This is a genomic window from Variovorax sp. JS1663, from assembly GCF_002157355.1.
Taxonomy (GTDB): domain Bacteria; phylum Pseudomonadota; class Gammaproteobacteria; order Burkholderiales; family Burkholderiaceae_C; genus Variovorax.
This window is the reverse complement of the sequence record NZ_LYMK01000005.1, coordinates 176503-192076: the sequence shown is the minus strand read 5'-3', so window position 1 is coordinate 192076 and position 15574 is coordinate 176503. Positions and strand designations below refer to the sequence as shown.

Annotated in this window: 15 protein-coding genes; 5 read left to right on the top strand and 10 right to left on the bottom strand. The window is 69.8% G+C overall.

The features are described 5' to 3' along the window. Positions 1-3 precede the first annotated feature (3 nt). From A8M77_RS07050 to A8M77_RS07025, 6 genes are read right to left on the bottom strand one after another with little or no spacing between them, the layout of a single operon-like run. Positions 4-1536: a TolC family outer membrane protein gene (locus A8M77_RS07050; protein WP_086920827.1), complete on the bottom strand. Its 1533-nt coding sequence runs from the start codon at positions 1534-1536 to the stop codon at positions 4-6. Between the two features lie 19 nt (positions 1537-1555). Next, on the bottom strand, positions 1556-1894 hold the full coding sequence (locus A8M77_RS07045) for a rhodanese-like domain-containing protein (protein ID WP_086920826.1): 339 nt from the start codon (positions 1892-1894) through the stop codon (positions 1556-1558). Then, positions 1894-2577, bottom strand: coding sequence for a protein-L-isoaspartate O-methyltransferase family protein (locus A8M77_RS07040; RefSeq protein ID WP_086920825.1), 684 nt, complete (start codon positions 2575-2577; stop codon positions 1894-1896). Before A8M77_RS07040 ends, A8M77_RS07045 begins: the two co-directional genes overlap by 1 nt. Positions 2578-2623: 46 nt before the next feature. After that, positions 2624-5854: an efflux RND transporter permease subunit gene (locus A8M77_RS07035; protein ID WP_086920824.1), complete on the bottom strand. Its 3231-nt coding sequence runs from the start codon at positions 5852-5854 to the stop codon at positions 2624-2626. A gap of 16 nt (positions 5855-5870) precedes the next feature. Next, complete coding sequence (locus A8M77_RS07030; RefSeq protein WP_086920823.1) at positions 5871-7016, bottom strand: efflux RND transporter periplasmic adaptor subunit; 1146 nt, start codon at positions 7014-7016, stop codon at positions 5871-5873. Then, positions 7013-7693, bottom strand: a complete 681-nt coding sequence (locus tag A8M77_RS07025) for a TetR/AcrR family transcriptional regulator (protein WP_086920822.1) — start codon at positions 7691-7693, stop codon at positions 7013-7015. The genes A8M77_RS07030 and A8M77_RS07025 overlap by 4 nt, the downstream gene beginning before the upstream one ends. A gap of 102 nt (positions 7694-7795) precedes the next feature. On the opposite strand from A8M77_RS07025, the gene msrA reads away from it, so the two are divergent. The 3 genes from msrA (at position 7796) to A8M77_RS07010 (ending at position 10907) form a co-directional block, all read left to right on the top strand. Then, entirely contained in the window at positions 7796-8344 is a 549-nt protein-coding gene (gene msrA / locus A8M77_RS07020) for a peptide-methionine (S)-S-oxide reductase MsrA (RefSeq protein WP_086920821.1), read from the top strand. A gap of 7 nt (positions 8345-8351) precedes the next feature. Next, positions 8352-8729 (top strand): hypothetical protein, encoded by a 378-nt coding sequence (locus A8M77_RS07015; protein WP_086920820.1) that lies wholly within the window; start codon positions 8352-8354, stop codon positions 8727-8729. Between the two features lie 78 nt (positions 8730-8807). Beyond that, entirely contained in the window at positions 8808-10907 is a 2100-nt protein-coding gene (locus A8M77_RS07010) for a TonB-dependent receptor (protein ID WP_086920819.1), read from the top strand. Between the two features lie 3 nt (positions 10908-10910). Here A8M77_RS07010 and A8M77_RS07005 read toward each other — a convergent pair whose 3' ends face one another. After that, positions 10911-11921: an aldo/keto reductase gene (locus A8M77_RS07005; RefSeq protein ID WP_086920818.1), complete on the bottom strand. Its 1011-nt coding sequence runs from the start codon at positions 11919-11921 to the stop codon at positions 10911-10913. A 212-nt stretch (positions 11922-12133) separates the two neighbouring features. Here A8M77_RS07005 and A8M77_RS07000 point away from each other — a divergent pair, with 212 nt between their 5' ends. Further along, positions 12134-13081: an AEC family transporter gene (locus tag A8M77_RS07000; protein ID WP_086920856.1), complete on the top strand. Its 948-nt coding sequence runs from the start codon at positions 12134-12136 to the stop codon at positions 13079-13081. Positions 13082-13093: 12 nt separating this feature from the next. On the opposite strand, the gene pdxH is transcribed toward A8M77_RS07000, so the two are convergent. Next, positions 13094-13741 (bottom strand): pyridoxamine 5'-phosphate oxidase, encoded by a 648-nt coding sequence (gene pdxH, locus A8M77_RS06995; RefSeq protein WP_086920855.1) that lies wholly within the window; start codon positions 13739-13741, stop codon positions 13094-13096. 43 nt (positions 13742-13784) lie between these two features. On the opposite strand from pdxH, the gene A8M77_RS06990 reads away from it, so the two are divergent. After that, positions 13785-14348 (top strand): nucleotidyltransferase family protein, encoded by a 564-nt coding sequence (locus A8M77_RS06990; RefSeq protein WP_086920817.1) that lies wholly within the window; start codon positions 13785-13787, stop codon positions 14346-14348. Here A8M77_RS06990 and A8M77_RS06985 read toward each other — a convergent pair. Beyond that, positions 14335-14874: a superoxide dismutase family protein gene (locus A8M77_RS06985; RefSeq protein WP_086920816.1), complete on the bottom strand. Its 540-nt coding sequence runs from the start codon at positions 14872-14874 to the stop codon at positions 14335-14337. The genes A8M77_RS06990 and A8M77_RS06985 overlap by 14 nt on opposite strands. Positions 14875-14877: 3 nt before the next feature. Then, positions 14878-15552 (bottom strand): gamma-glutamylcyclotransferase, encoded by a 675-nt coding sequence (locus A8M77_RS06980; RefSeq protein ID WP_086920854.1) that lies wholly within the window; start codon positions 15550-15552, stop codon positions 14878-14880. Positions 15553-15574 lie beyond the last annotated feature (22 nt).

Sequence of the window (15574 nt, the reverse complement as noted above, 5' to 3'; positions counted from 1 at the left end):
CGCTCAGCGCGTCGGCGGCAGGATCACCGGCGGCGGAGGCGGCGAGGGCATCGTCGGCGGCGTTGGCGTGAACGGCGGGGTCTGCACCGGCGGCACTTGCGGAATGACCACGGGCGCGCCGGGCGGCTGGCCCGTCGTGCCGGGCTGCGAAAACGGTGTTTGCGGCGGCTGCGGCGGCGTGGCGGTCATGTCGACGGCCGGACGGCCATCGGTGGCGAGCGTGCCGTTGATGGGGCGCAGGTCGTCCGGCGTCAGCGTGCCGTTGGCCTGGCGCAGCTTGAGATTGCCCAGCAGCACGTTGTAGCGCGCCACGGCGAGATCCCGCTTGGTCTGGTAGAGCTGGCTCTGCGAGTTCAGCACGTCGATGTTGATGCGCACGCCCACCTGGTAGCCCAGGCGGTTGGCATCGAGCGCGCTCTGGCTGGATGCCTCGGCAGCTTCGAGCGCCTTCACCTGGCCCGCGCCCGACACCAGGCCGAGGTAGGCCGCGCGGGTGGCCTGCGTCACGCTGCGGCGCGTGGATTCGAGCACCGAGCGCGACTGTTCCTCCAGCGCCAGCGTTTCCTTCACGCGGTTCTCGATCGCGAAGCCGGCGAACAGCGGCATGCTGAAGGTCACGCCGACGGTGGCGGCATTGATGCGCGAGCGGCCGGTGGTGGTGCTGGTGCCCTGCGGGTTGTTGGTGACGTTGTAGCCCAGGTTGGCGTCGATGGTGGGCTTGTGGCCGGCCTGGGCCTTCTGTACCTCCAACCCGGCCACGTCCAGGCCGAGGCGGGCCTGGCGGATCGAGGGGCTCACGTCCTCGGCCTGCGCGACCCAGGCATTCATGTCGGCCGGCATCACCTCGGGCAGTTGGACCGGCGCGGCCAGCGCCACCGGCACGCTGCCGGGGCGGCCGACGAGTTGGTCGAGCGCGATCTTCTTGACCTGCAGGTCATTCTGGGCCGCGATCTCCTGCGAGATCACCAGGTCGTAGCGTGCCTGTGCCTCGCGGCTGTCGGTGATGGTGGAGGTGCCGACCTCGAAGTTGCGCTTGGCGGCGGCCAGCTGCTCGGCCGTTGCGGCCTTCTGGGCGCGCACCAGCGAAAGCGTGTCCTGCGCGGCCAGCACGTCGAAGTACGCTTGGCTGACCCGCACCACCAGGTCCTGGTCGGCGATGGTCAGCACGGCTTGCGCGATGTCGGCTTGGCGCTTGCTCTGCTCGTAGGTGGCCCAGTTCGCGGGGCGGTACAGCGGCTGCGTGGCGTTGATGCCGGCGCTCTGGGTGTTGAAGCCGCGCGAGCTGTCTCCGGCGGGCGTGTGCACGTCCAGCTCGGTGCGCGAGGCGCCGGCCGACAGCCCGACCGACGGCAGGATGCCGGCCTTCGCCTGCGCCGCGCGGGCCAGGGTGGCGTCGTACTGGGCACGGGCGGCCTGGTAGGTCGCGTCGTAGCCGCGTGCCGCTTCGTAGAGTTCGATCAGGCTCTGGCCGTGGGCCGGCAATGCGATCGCGGCGGCGATGGCCGCCGTGAGGGGAAGAAGCCGGTGCACGGGCATGAAGGTCCTTGATGTCTGTCTAGTAGCGCGGAACGGAGGGGTCGTGCTGGATCGACCAGGCGTCGATGCCGCCGGCGACGTTCGCCACCTCGGCAAAGCCGTTCTGTTCGAGGAAGAGGGCCACGCGCTGGCTGCGCGCGCCGTGGTGGCACAGGCAGGCGACGCGCTGGGCGGGGTCGAGCTCGGCCAGGCGCGCCGGGATCTCGTTCATCGGGATCGCGACCAGCGTGAAGCCCTGCGGCGTCACGCTCGCGGTCTGGCGCTCCCAGGGCTCGCGCACGTCCAGCAGGACGGGTTGCGCGGCGGCGTCGAGCGCGAACCAGTCGGCCAGCCGGGCCGGGGCAACTTGCTCGATCATCAGAAGTTGAAGCGCGAGGGCGCCGGGAAGTTGAGCAGGCGCGGCGCGACGGTGTCCCAGGGCTGGAGGATGTCCCACTTGCCTTCGCCCACGCGGGTGACGAAGTGGGCCCGCATCATGGGCTCGTCGCCGACGACGGCGGCCAGGCGCCCGCCCATCTTGAGCGAGCCCATCAGGCCCTGCGGCAGGCGCGCGACCGAGCCGCTGAGCACGATCACGTCGAAGGTCGGGCCGCTGGGCAGCGGCACGGCACCGTCGGCATGGCGCACCTCCACGTTGTTCACGCTGTTGCGGCGCAGGTTCTCGGCCGCCAGGGTGGCGAGGCCGGCATCGATCTCCAGGGTCAGCACCTGGGCCGCGCGGTGGGCCAGCAGCGCGGCCATGAAGCCGGAGCCGGTACCGACCTCGAGCACGGTCTCGTGCTTCTGGATGTGCAGGTCCTGCAGCATGCGGGCCTCGACCTTGGGCGAGAGCATCACCTGGCCGGGCTCCTTGTTCTTGGCGCCTTCGAGCGGGATCTCCATGTCGAAGAAGGCCAGGCCGCGGTGGGCGCGGGGCACGTAGTCCTCACGGCGGATCTGCGAGAGCAGCTCGAGGATCTCGAAATCCAGCACATCCCAGGGACGGATCTGCTGCTCGATCATGTTGAAGCGCAGGCGCTCCAGGTCGGGGTTGGCGGTCATGGCATGGTTCCTCGTATGGATGTGTGCAGGGATGCGCGGGGCTGATTCAGGACAAACCTTCAATTTTAGGCGGCGCATGTGACGCGCCTGCCTCCGGCCGCGGCCGGCGCTCGCCGCGCCACAGGCGCTTCGCCCAGGCGGCCAGGTCGTCCATGTAGCAATAGACCACGGGCACCACGACCAGGGTGAGCAGCGAGGAGGTGATCACGCCGCCGATCACGGCCTGTCCCATGGGGGCGCGCTGCTCCGAGCCCTCGCTGAGGGCGAAAGCCAGCGGCACCATGCCGAAGATCATGGCCAGCGTGGTCATGAGGATCGGGCGCAGCCGCACGCGTGCGGCCAGCAGCAGGGCCTCGGCCCGCGGCAGGCCGGGCGTGGCGCTGCCGTCGGGCTGCACTACCGGTTCGCGTGCGCGGATGGCGAAGTCCACCAGAAGGATGGCGTTCTTGGTCACCAGGCCCATCAGCATCACGATGCCGATGATCGAGAACATCGAGAGCGTCGAGCCGAAGCCCATCAGCGCGAGCACCACGCCGATCAGCGTGAGCGGCAGTGCCGTCATCAGCGCCAGCGGCTGCAGGAAGCTCTTGAACTGGCTGGCCAGGATCATGTAGATGAAGATGATCGCCAGCGCCAGGGCCGAGACCGCGTAGCCGAAGGACTCCTGCATGTTCTTGGTCGAGCCGCTGAACTGCCAGCCGTAGCCGGGCGGGAAGGCGATGCCGGCGAGCGCGGTGCGGATGTCGGCCGAGACCTCGCCGGCCGAGCGGCCCGCGACGTTGGCGTTGATGCTCACCTCGCGCGCCAGGGCGCGCCGGTTGATCTGGTTGGGCCCGGTGCTCTCGCGCACCTCGGCCACCTGCTGCAGGCGCACGATGCGGCTGGAGCCGTCGGCGTTGGCCCCCATGGTGGTGCTGACGAAGGGCAGACGCGCCAGGTCGGCCGGCGAGTTGCGCACCTCGGGCGCCAGGCGCACGTTGACGTCATAGGTCTGGTCGTCGGGTGCGCGCCAGTTGCCCACGGTGGTGCCGGCCACCAGGGTCCGCAGGGCGGCGGCGATGGGCGCCACACCCAGGCCCAGGTCGGACGCCGCATCTCGCCGCACCACCACGTTCACGGTGGGCTTGTTGGGCTTCTGGCTGGAGTCGAGGTCCACCAGGCCGGAGATGGGGCGGATCGTTTCCATCACCCGCTGCGTGAGCCGCTCCAGCTCCTGCAGGTCGGGGCCCTGCAGCGAGAACTCGATCGCCTTGTTGCCGCCCACCGAGTCGCGCAGGCCCACGTGGGTGACGGTGATGCCGGGGATCGTGCGCAGCCGCTCGCGCAGCACCGTGGACATCTGGTCCACGCTGCGGCTGCGCCGGTGGCGGTCGACCAGGCGCACGTAGATGCTCGCGTAGATCTTGCCCTGGGCGTCGCCTGTGTTGATGGTGCTCAGCGTGTAGCGCACCTCGGGCATCTCGCGCAGGATGCCCTCGACCTGGCGGGCCTTGGCCTCGGTCACCTCCAGCGACGAGCCGACCGGCGTGTAGAAGCTGATGTTGGTCTCGGAGTAGTCGGCCTTGGGCACGAACTCGCTGCCGAGCAACGGGACCATGAGCACGCTGGCGACGAAGATGCCGATCGCGGTGAGCAGGGTGGCGAGCTTGTGCGCGAGCGACCAGCGCAGGATGGCCTGGTAGCCCTCGCCGAGGCGGTCGGTGGCGCGGTCGAACCAGCCGGTGACGCGGCCGATGGTCCTGTCGTAGAGGCCGGTGGGCGCCTTGCGCTCGCCGTGCGCATGGATGGACGGGTCGTGCCAGATGCTGGACAGCATCGGGTCCAGCGTGAAGCTCACGAACATCGAGATCAGCACCGCCGCCACGATGGTGATGCCGAACTCGTGGAAGAACTTGCCGATGATGCCTTCCATGAAGCCGATGGGCAGGAACACCGCCACGATCGACAGCGTGGTGGCCAGCACCGCCAGGCCGATCTCCTGCGTGCCGTCGAGCGCCGCGGCGTAGGGCGCCTTGCCCATCTGCACGTGGCGCACGATGTTCTCGCGCACCACGATCGCGTCGTCGATCAGAAGGCCCACGCACAGCGACAGCGCCATCAGCGTCACCATGTTGATGGTGAAGCCGAACATGGCCATGAACCAGAAGGTGCCGATCAGCGCGATCGGCAGCGTCAGCCCGGTGATGACGGTCGAGCGCCAGGAGTTGAGGAACAGGAAGACGATCAGGACCGTGAGCAGCGCTCCCTCGATGAGGGTCCGCCGCACGTTGTCCACCGCGACGCGGATCGGCCGCGAGGCGTCGCCGATGGGCTCCAGCTTCACGCCGGGCGGCAACTGCGGCGCGATGTCCACCAGCGCCTTGCGCAGGCCGTCCACCACCTGGATGGTGTTCTCGTCCTGCGCCTTCTGCACCGACAGGAGCAGGGTGCGCTGGCCGTTGTAGAGCGCCAGGCTCTCGAGCTCCTGCGCGCCGTCGCGCACGCTGGCCACCTGGTCGATGCGGATGGGCGCGCCGCCCTTGCGCGCGAGGATGATGCGGCCGAAGTCCTCCGGCCGCGCCATGCGCGCATCGATCTGCACCACGCGCTCCTGTTCCAGCGAGCGCACCGCGCCCACCGGCAGGGCCTGGTTCTCGGCCCGCACCGCCTCCACCACCTGCTGGGCGCTGACGCCGAAGGCCTCCATCGCCTGCGGGTTGAGGTAGATGTTGATCTCGCGCTTGGTGCCGCCCACCAGCGTGACGGAGCCGACGCCGCGCACGTTCTCCAGGCGCTTCTTTAGGACCTGGTCGGCCCAGTTGGTCAGTTCGACGGCGGAAGGCTGACTGCCCTTGGCGCCGTCCGGAAGCACCGCCACCGACCACACGGGCCGGGAGGCCGGATCGAAGCGCAGCACCCGCGGCTCCTTCACCTCGTCGCGGAAGAGGGGCCGCACGGCCGCCACCTTCTCGCGCACGTCGTCGGCCGCCTTGCGCCCGTCCACGTAGAGCTGGAACTCGATGATCACCACCGACTGCCCCTCGTAGCTGCGCGAGGTGAGGGCGTTGATGCCGGCGATGGCGTTGACGCCTTCCTCCACCTTCTTGGTCACCTCGCTCTCCACGATCTCGGGCGAGGCGCCGGGGTATTCGGTGATCACCACCACCACCGGGAAGTCGATGTTGGGGAACTGGTCCACCGCCAGGCGCTGGTAGGAGAACAGGCCCAGCACCACCAGCGCGAGCATCAGCATGGTCGCGAAGACCGGGTTCTTCAGGCTGACGCGGGTGAACCACATGGCCGGCCGGATGCCTTCAAGGGGCGACGGGCGCCGCGAGCTTCACCGCGGTGCCTTCGCGCAGCTGGCCGACGGTGCCGGCCACGACCGGCATGCCCTCCTCGACGCCCTGCACCGCGATCAATGTCTGGCCGCCGACCTGGCCGCGCGGCCCGGTCTGGACGGGGCGGTGCGCGATGCGGCCCTCGATCACCACCTGCACGTAGGGTGCCGGCTTGTCGATGCGCACCGCCGAAAGGGGCAGCGCCAGCGCCTCGGTCTGGCCGACCGCCAGGGTGCCCTGCGCGAACAGGCCCTGGCGGAAGCCGGTGCTGCGGTCCAGCCGCAGGTAGACCAGCACGCTGCGGCTGCCGGCCTGCGCGCTGGGGTTCACGCGCACCACGGTGGCATCGACCTGGCGCGCCGCGCTGGTGGGGTCGAGGAGGCCGCTGCCTTCCACCTGCAGCGTCGCGCGCTGGCCCACGCGCACGGCGACCGAGTCGGCGGCCGAGAGCGTGGCCTCCACTTCGAGGCGGCTGAGGTCCACCACTTCGATCACCCGCGCATCGACCGAGACGCGCTCGCCGTTCTGCGCCAGGCGCTGTGCCACCTGGCCGTCGATCGGGCTGGTGAGCGCGGTGTCGTGCAGCGACTTGCGCGCCATCTCCACCGCCGCCAGCGCGGCGCGATGGGTGGCGCGCGCGGCATTGAGGTTGGACAGGGAGGTGTCCAGCGCGGTGCGCGAGATGAAGCCCTGGTCCACCAGGGCCTTGTTGTTCTCGTAGGTGCGCTGCGCCACCTCGGCCTGGGCGCTGGCGCTGTCGGCCTGCTCCTGGGCCTGGCGCACGCGGGACTGGTATTCGGCCGGCTCGATGCGCGCGATCACCTGGCCGGCCTTCACCGTGTCGCCCTCGCGCACCGTGAGGCCGGTCAGCTCGCCAGCGACGCGGGCCTTGACCAGGGCCCAGTCGACCGCCCTGAGGGTGCCCGACACCGACAGGGTCTGCGCCAGCTCGCGCCTGGCCGGGCGGACCACGTCGGCCGGGGCCAGCTGGACCACGGTCTCGGCCGGCGGCGCTGCCGCGGCCTGCTTCGCACGACGTGCCTCGATGGCACGCAGCCCACCGGCGGCCAGCAGCACCAGCAGCAGGGCCGCGACGCTCCAGGCGAGGATGCGCTTCATGGGCCCGCCTTCTGCGGCTTGCTCAGGCCGTGCAGCACCGTCTCGGCCTGGATCGCAAGGTACTTTTCGGGGTCGATATCGGCCTCTCCGTCGACGCAGACCATGGCCGAGTGCTTCCACAGCATGAGGAAGATCATCGGCGCGATCACCGAATAGATGGCATGGTCCACGTCCACCGGCCCGAACTCCCCGCTGTCGATGCCGCGTTGGATGATGCGCCGCAGGAGAGAGTGCCCGGGCCGCACCACTTCCTGACGGTAGAACTCGGCCAGTTCGGGGAAGTTGCTCCCCTCGCTGAGCATCAGCTTGGTCAGGCCCGAGGCCTTGGTCGAGCCCACGCGCTCCCACCAGATGCGCATGCAGTAGCGCAGCATGTCGGAGGTGCTCCCCTCGAAGGCCTCGAACTCGGCATTCCATTCGGTGAAGCGGCCGGACAGGTTCTCGATCACCACGGCCTTGAAGAGCTCTTCCTTGCTCGGAAAATAGAGAAAGAGGGTGCCCTTGGAGACCCCGGCGCGGGCCGCCACCTCCTCGGCCCGGGTGGCGGCGAAGCCCTTGGCCACGAACAGGTCCAGCGCCGCCTCCAGCAGTTCGCCGGGCCGCGCCTCCTTGCGTCGCTCGCGCTTGGCGCGTTCGGGGAAGAGCTTGTCGCTGATGAAGCGGGAGGCGGCGGGCATCGATTTCTTAATGACTGGCGGGTTAGTAATGTAGTGAGCGCACCCGGGGGCGTCAAGCCGCGACAATGCGGGGTTTGCAATTTCCAGCCGACGGAGCCGCTCATGTCATCACCGCAAGTCGAAACCATTGTCCTGGGCGGTGGCTGCTTCTGGTGCACCGAGGCCGTTTTCGACAGAGTCCAGGGCGTGCTCGACGTCGAGTCGGGCTACAGCAACGGCGAGACGATCAATCCGAGCTACGAGCAGGTTTGCACCGGCCGCACCGGCCATAACGAGGTCGTGAAACTGGCGTTCGACCCGGCGCAGATCTCGCTGCGCGAGATCCTCGAGATCTTCTTCGTGGTGCACGACCCGACCACGCTCAACCGCCAGGGCAACGACGTCGGCACCCAGTACCGCAGCGGCATCTACTACCTGGACGAAGCCCAGAAGCAGATGGCCGAACAGGTCATCGCCGAGATCGGGGCCAGCAAGACCTATCGTTCGCCGGTAGTCACGGAGGTGAAGCCGCTTTCGAACTATTCGACGGCCGAGGCCTACCACCAGGACTACTTCGCCAACAACCCGAACCAGGGCTATTGCGCCTTCGTGGTCGGGCCCAAGGTCGAGAAGTTCCAGAAGACCTTCGCTTCACGGCTCAAGAAGGCCTGAAGAAGGCATGCGCTTCGCCCGCCGCCCCAGCCACGCCCGCGCACTGCTGTGCGTGCTGGCGTTCGCGCTGTGGCTGGCGACCACGTTGGGGCTGATGCACCGCACGCTGCATGGCCATGCCCTCTTGCATGCGCCCGCAGCGGTGGCCGGGCAGGGCGAGGCGGGCGATGCCGGTCACGGGCTGTCCGCGCTTTTCGGCGGCCACGGCAGCGATGCCGACTGCCGGCTCTACGACCAGCTCTCCCATGGCCCGGCCGCACTCTGCGTGCCGGCGCTGATGCTGCCGGTTCAACTCCCGGCCGCCACCTTCCTGTTCCTCGAGGGCGAGGCACTCGCCCGCTGGGTTGCGCTGTTCGACGCGCGCGGCCCGCCTGCCACTCGCTGAATCCGTCTTGCCGACCGCGCTGCTGCGCCCGCCTGCGGGCCGCGGCCGGATCCTCATCGATTCAACGAATGTCCTTCCATGTCTACTCTTTTCGCGCGCAACGCCTTGGGCGTTGCCGTTCTCTCGCTTCTGTCCTGCGCTGCCTCGGCGCAATCCGACGCGGCGGCGCCTGCGGGTTCGCTGCAGGAAATCACGGTCACCGGCAACCCGCTGGGCGCCACGGACCTGATCGCGCCCACCACCGCCGTCTCGGGCGACCCACTGCTGCTGCGCTCCCAGCCCACGCTGGGCGAGACGCTGAACACCCTGCCGGGCGTCAGCAGCACCTACTTCGGTCCCAATGCCAGCCGGCCCACCATCCGCGGCCAGGACGGCGATCGCATCCGGATCCTGCAGAACGGCGGCGCCGCGCCCGACGCCTCGGCCCTGAGCTATGACCATGCGGTGCCGGTCGATGCGCTGGTGACCGAGCGCATCGAGGTGCTGCGCGGCCCCTCGGCCCTGCAGTACGGCGGCAGCGCCGTCGGCGGGGTGGTCAACGTGATCGACAACCGCATTCCCAGCGAGCCACTCGACGGCTTCGGTGGCCGCATCGATGCCGGCTGGGCCAGCGGCAGCCGTGAGAAGAGCGGCGGGGCGGTGCTCGAGGGCGGCAACGACCGCTATGCGCTGCACGTCGATGCCTTCAGCCGCGACGCGGACGACACCCGCGTGCCGATCGAACTGGGCTGCGGGAACCCGAAGCGTCCGGGCCCGGCGCGCAGGATCTGCAATTCGGCCAACCGTGCCGACGGCGGCGCCATCGGCGGCACGCTGTTCTTCGCCCAGGGCTGGATCGGCGCCTCGGTCAGCAGCTACCGCAGCAAGTACGGCACGGTGGCGGAAGACGACGTCAGCATCGACATGAAGTCCGACCGCTATGCGCTCGAAGGCGAGTGGCGGCCGGGCGGCTTCTTCAGCAGCATCCACGGCAAATTCGGCTACACCAACTACCGCCACACCGAGTTCGAAGGCCAGGCACCCGGCACCACCTTCGCCAACAAAAGCCACGACTTCCGCCTGGAGGCGCGCCACCGCAAGATCGGCAACCTGGAGGGCCTGATCGGCTTCACCAGCGAGACCGGCCGCTTCTCCGCCGATGGCGAGGAGGCCTTCGCACCGCACAGCCGCACGCGCTCGAACGCGCTGTTCCTGCACGAGGAGCTGGGCATGCCCTGGGGCCGGCTGAGCTTCGGCGCGCGCACCGAGCAGGTGAAGGTGCGCTCGCTGGGCTCGCCCGATCCGGACGTCGCGCGCTTCGCGGTGGGCGAGCGCACGTTCAATCCGCACAGTGCGGCGCTGGGCGCGCTGGTGGACCTGAACCCGCAGTGGCAACTGACCTCGAACCTGGCCTACACCGAGCGCGCGCCCAAGGACTACGAACTCTTCGCCAACGGCCCGCACGTGGCGACCGGCGCCTGGGAACTGGGCGATCCGACCCTGCAGAAGGAGAAGTCGGTGGGCTTCGACCTCGGTGCGCAGTGGAAGTCCGGTGCCAACACGGCGCGGGTCAACGCCTACGCCACGCGCTTTCGCAACTACATCGGGCTGACGGCCTCGGGCAACGTGCGCGGCGAGGACGGGACGGTGAACCCCGGCCCGATCGAGACGGAGGAAGGCCTGGTGTTCCCCGACGTGATGGACGAATACGTCTACCGCGGCGTGCGCGCCCGCTTCACCGGCATCGAGGCCAGCGGCAACCTGCGCCTGCTGGGTGTCGACGGCTTCGGGAAGGCGGCCGACGGCTCCACGCTGGACCTGCAGTGGCGCGGCGACCTCGTGCGGGCGAAGAACACCGACACCGGCGAGCCGCTGCCGCGCATCTCGCCGGCGCGCGTGGGTGCGACCCTGGTGTACGGCAACGGCCCCTGGTCGGCGCGCCTGGGCTTCGATCACTACGCGGCCCAGCGGCGCGTGCCCGCCGTCGGCGCGCGGCCGACCGATGCCTACACCTTGTGGAACGCGGCGCTGACCTATCGCATGAAGGTGCAGCACGCCAGCCTCACCTGGTACGCGCGCATCGACAACGCGACCAACAAGCTGGCCTACAGCGCGACCTCGATCCTCACCACCACCGCCTTCCCGAATGCACCGCTGCCGGGGCGCAGCGTGAAGGTGGGGCTGCGGGTGAACTTCTGAGGCTCAGCGCGGCGCGTCGCCCTTGCGGTATTCGGCTGTCAACTCGTCGAGCCGCTGCTTGAGCGCCGCGTCGAGCTGGTAGCCGGCCGCCGCGATCGTGGCGTCCAGCTGATCCGGCCGGCTGGCGCCCAGCAGCGGCGCGGTGATCAGCGGGTTGGCCATCACCCAGGCCACCGCGAGCGTCGCGAGCGGCACGCCGGCCTCGTCGGCCAAGGCGTGCAGTTTCGCGACCGTGGCGAAGCTGCGCTCGTTCCAGTAGCGGTCCTGGTACATGGAGCCTGCTGTGCCGAGCGTGAAGCGGGTGTTGTCCTCCAGCTTCGTGTCGTGCTTGTACTTGCCGGTGAGCAGCCCGCCCGCGAGCGGGTTGTAGGGGATGACGCCCAGTCCCTCCTCGTCGGCCAGCGGCAGCAGCTCGCGCTCGATCTCGCGGAACAGCAGGCTGTAGCGCGGCTGCACGCACACGATGCCGGTGAGGCGGCGCAGCTCGGCGCGGCCGATGGCGCGCGCCAGGCGGTACGCCAGGAAGTTCGAGACGCCGACGTAGCGCGCGCGGCCCGAGCGGACGATCACGTCCAGCGCCTCCAGACTCTCGTCCAGCGGCGTCGTGCGGTCGTCGCTGTGCAACTGGTACAGGTCCACGTGGTCGGTCTGCAGGCGTGCCAGCGAGGCATCGATGGCATCGAGCAGGTGCTTGCGCGAGGCGCCCTGGTCCCAGGGGTTCGGGCCGACTTTGCCGACGGCCTTGGTCGCGAGGATGAAGCGGCGCCGCGCGCCGGGGCCCTTGGACTGCAGCCAGCGGCCGATGATCTCCTCGGTGCGGCCGGTGGTCTCGACCGTGCCGCCGAGCGGGTACACGTCGGCGGTGTCGAGGAAGTTGATGCCGGCCTCGGTGGCCTTGTCGAGGATCTGCCGCGCCACCGTCTCGTCGGTCTGAAGGCCGAAGGTCATGGTGCCGAGGGCGAGGCGCGAGACGACGAGGCCGGTGCGGCCGAGGCGGGTGGTGGGAATGCTCATGGGTAGAGTCCTGCGGTGATGGCGGGAGGGAGCGGGCCATCATAGTTGTCGACCGTGCTTCCTGCGACGCGCGACCTATGAGGCTTCGGTGGATATTCGGGGAACACCGCGGAACCGGCTTTGCCGGGCCGCTGGTGTTGCCCCCGGTGAGGGGGTTGGCGGACCACACGAAGTGGGGGAGCCTGGGGGAGAGCTTCTGTATGCTCGGCGCGGTGAACTCGTCGGTCCTGTCGTCGCTGCTTCCCGTTTTTCTGCTCATCGGCGCGGGCTTCCTGGCAGGGCGGCGGGGCTGGGTCACCGGCGGCGCGGTGCGCGACCTGTCGAACCTGATCTTCCTGCTGCTCGCGCCGGCCCTGCTGTTCCGCACCATGAGCACGGTGCGCGTCGAGCAGCTGCGGCTGGGGCCCGTGGCGGCCTACTTCCTCGCGGCCGGCCTGATCTTCGCGGCCACGCTGCTGGTGCGCGGCTTCAACCGCACCGCGGCCGTGGTCGCGCTGGCCAATACCTTCAGCAACACGGTGATGATCGGCATCGCGCTGATCGGCCTGGCCTACGGGCCCGAGGGCATGGTGGTCCTGCTGACCCTGATCTCGCTGCACTCGCTGGTGCTGCTGACCAGCGCCACCCTGGTGCTGGAACTGGCCGTGGCGCACGAGCAGGCGCGCCAGGCGGGTGGCGAACGTACGCCGATCCTGCGCACGCTGGCCAAGGCTTTCTACAACGCCATCGTGCACCCCGTGCCGCTGCCGATCGTCTGCGGCCTGCTGTTCGCGCAGACCGGCCTCACGCTGCCTGAGGCGATCTACAAGCCCATCGCCTGGCTGGGCCAGGCCTTCGGGCCGATCGCGCTGGTGATGGTGGGCATCACCCTGGCTGCCACGCCCATCGGCCACCAATGGCGTCCGGCGCTGGTGCAGGCGCTGATCAAGAACCTCGTCCATCCGCTGCTGGTGGCGGTGCTCGGCTGGCTGTTGGGCCTGCGCGGGCTGCCGCTGCAGGTGATGGTGGTGGCCGCCGCGCTGCCGATCGGTGCCAACGTGTTCCTGTTCTCGCAGCGCTACAGGACGGCCGAGGACCTGGTGACGGCGAGCGTCGCGGTGTCGACGGCGCTGGCGCTGGTCACGCTGTCGGTCGTGATGTCGCTGGCGAAGTGGCTCTGAGTCGACCCTGGCTCACGGCGCCAGCCGCTCGCGCATCCAGTTCCCATCCTCCAGCCGATAGCGCAAGCGATCGTGCAGCCGGCTCTTGCGCCCCTGCCAGAACTCCCACCGGTCGGGCACCAGCCTGAAGCCGCCCCAGTGCGGCGGCCGCGGCGGGGAGAGCAGGTGCTTCGCGGCCTGCACGGCGGCGTTCTTCACCAGCACGTCGCGTCCGCTGATGACCTCGCTCTGCGGGCTGGCCCAGGCGCCGATGCGGGAGTCGAGCGGGCGGCTGGCGAAGTAGGCATCGCTCTCGGCGTCGTCGACCTTGCCGACGCGGCCCTCGATGCGGACCACGCGCTCCAGCTCGACCCAGTGGAACTGCAATGCGGCCCAGGGATTGCCGGCCAGCTCCTGGCCCTTGCGGCTGTTGTAGTTGGTGTACCAGATGATGCCGCGCGCGTCGTAGCCCTTGATCAGCACGATGCGGGTCGAGGGCCGCAGGTCGCCGCCGACGGTGGCCAGGGTCATGGCGTTGGGTTCGGGCAACTGGGCATCGATGGCTTCGGCGAGCCAGCGCTCGAACTGCAGCAGCGGGTCGGGGGTGCTGCTGGCCTCGTCCAGCTCCGCGCGCTCGTAGCTCTTGCGCAGCGCGGCGAGGGTGTCCTTGGGGGAAATCATCATGGCTGCATTGTTGCGCAAGCGATGCGGGGATACTGCGCGCATGCCAATGCCTCTGCCCACCGTGATCGTGCTGGCCTCCGGTCGTGGAGAGCGATTTCGCGCCGCCGGCGGCAGTGGCTCCAAGCTGCATGCCGCGCTGGCGGATCGCACGGTGCTCGAGCACACGCTGGCCGCGGTGCGCGCCAGCGGCCTTCCCTGGCACCTGGAGGATGCCGGCCATCCCGGCATGGGCGATTCGATCGCCGCCGCGGTGCGCGCCACCGGCGATGCCGCGGGATGGCTGGTGCTGCCGGCCGACCTGCCGCTGGTGCTGCCTTCCACCCTGCAGGCGGTGGCCCGGGCGCTGGGCGGCCCAGTCCAGGCGGCGCAGCCGCATCACCGCGGGGAGCGGGGGCATCCCGTGGGCTTCGCGGCCGCCTGCGGCCCTCGGCTCTCGGCGCTGGCCGGACCCCAGGGCGCGGCGCCCGTGCTGCGCGCGCTGCGCGAGGCCGGAGCAGTGGCGGAGGTCGAGGTGGACGACATCGGCATCCTCACCGACATCGACACGCCCGAGCAGCTCGCCCGGGCGGAAGCGTTGCTGGCCGGTCGCCTCACCGGCGGGTGATCAGCGCGCAGGCGACGCGCGGCCCCGAGTTGCCGGCCGGCTGCGAGGTGAAGTCGTCGCGGTCGCGGTGCACGATGAGCGCACGCCCGATGACGTTGTTGGCGGCGCCGTCGGTCAGCGAGATGGAATGCACGTCGACGCTGAAGCGCGCCGTGCCGGTGGCGTCGGCCACCAGGCTGGGCAACTCGCCCGCATGGCTGCCGGGTGCGCCGAACTTGCCGTGCGTGCCGCCTGCCGGATTGAAGTGGCCGCCGGAGGCATTGCCGTTGTCGCCGCAGTCGCCCTTTTCATGGATGTGGAAGCCATGCTCCGTGCCCGGCGCGAAGCCGCGCACCTCGCCGGTCACGCGCACGCCGTGATCGAGTGCGGTGAAGGTCACGTTGCCCGTGGTCGGATTGGGCGAGATCGCGCCTGTCGGCGCCAGGTTGGCAGTGGCGCTCGCCTTGCCCCCCATGGTGCCGCAGCCCGCAAGCAGGCTGGCTGCTGCTGCGATGGCAAGAGCGGGGGCGATGAGGCGAGGGGACATGGGCTACTCCTTGGAAGTCGTGGAAGGGGTCGAATCAGTGGTCGGGTATACCGGAGTGGCTGCATCGCCGCAATCGGGGGACTCCGACAACCTGGATTCGGCCAGCCTGACAAGCCGCGCCAGCGCCGCGTCGTGGATCGAGTGGCGCTGCAGTTCCAGCAGAGTCTGCTGCGCATAGTCGAGCGAGCTGCCGTAGCGCCCGACCGCGCTGGCGAAGATGCGGCGGTAGCGCTCGTCGTCCAGGTGGCCGGTGAAGTTGGGGCTGCGCCGCGACAGGGTGAAGGCCAGCGCCCGCACCGCGCCATGAGGCATGTCGCACTGCAGCCAGCGCGGGTCGTAGACGCCGGTGGGCATTTCGCGCAGCCACAGCCGGCCCAGCGTCTCCAGGCCATCGGCGGCCGGGATGCGGAACACCATGCCCCGGCAGCTGCCGCCCGAGAGCAGGCCGAACACCAGGCCGGGGTTGTCGACGGTGCCGCGGTTGACACGGCTCCACATCTTGAGCGCCCGGTGCCAGCCGTGCACCCGCGCCGGATGCCGCTCGATGAAGCCGAACTCGGGCCGCCAGATCAGCGAGCCGTAGCCGAATATCCACAAGTCTTCGTGGCCACCCCATTCCTCGATCACGCGGTCGAGCATGGGTTGGGGGTCGCGCAGGGGCTTGGGCAGAGGATCCAGTCCCGGTGGCCCAGGGTTGCCT

Coding starts and splice junctions, on each gene's coding strand:
- A8M77_RS07050 (WP_086920827.1), bottom strand. CDS start 1,536: ATGCCCGTGCACCGGCTTCTTCCCCTCACGGCGGCCATCGCCGCCGCG.
- A8M77_RS07045 (WP_086920826.1), bottom strand. CDS start 1,894: ATGATCGAGCAAGTTGCCCCGGCCCGGCTGGCCGACTGGTTCGCGCTC.
- A8M77_RS07040 (WP_086920825.1), bottom strand. CDS start 2,577: ATGACCGCCAACCCCGACCTGGAGCGCCTGCGCTTCAACATGATCGAG.
- A8M77_RS07035 (WP_086920824.1), bottom strand. CDS start 5,854: ATGTGGTTCACCCGCGTCAGCCTGAAGAACCCGGTCTTCGCGACCATG.
- A8M77_RS07030 (WP_086920823.1), bottom strand. CDS start 7,016: ATGAAGCGCATCCTCGCCTGGAGCGTCGCGGCCCTGCTGCTGGTGCTG.
- A8M77_RS07025 (WP_086920822.1), bottom strand. CDS start 7,693: ATGCCCGCCGCCTCCCGCTTCATCAGCGACAAGCTCTTCCCCGAACGC.
- msrA (WP_086920821.1), top strand. CDS start 7,796: ATGTCATCACCGCAAGTCGAAACCATTGTCCTGGGCGGTGGCTGCTTC.
- A8M77_RS07015 (WP_086920820.1), top strand. CDS start 8,352: ATGCGCTTCGCCCGCCGCCCCAGCCACGCCCGCGCACTGCTGTGCGTG.
- A8M77_RS07010 (WP_086920819.1), top strand. CDS start 8,808: ATGTCTACTCTTTTCGCGCGCAACGCCTTGGGCGTTGCCGTTCTCTCG.
- A8M77_RS07005 (WP_086920818.1), bottom strand. CDS start 11,921: ATGAGCATTCCCACCACCCGCCTCGGCCGCACCGGCCTCGTCGTCTCG.
- pdxH (WP_086920855.1), bottom strand. CDS start 13,741: ATGATTTCCCCCAAGGACACCCTCGCCGCGCTGCGCAAGAGCTACGAG.
- A8M77_RS06990 (WP_086920817.1), top strand. CDS start 13,785: ATGCCAATGCCTCTGCCCACCGTGATCGTGCTGGCCTCCGGTCGTGGA.
- A8M77_RS06985 (WP_086920816.1), bottom strand. CDS start 14,874: ATGTCCCCTCGCCTCATCGCCCCCGCTCTTGCCATCGCAGCAGCAGCC.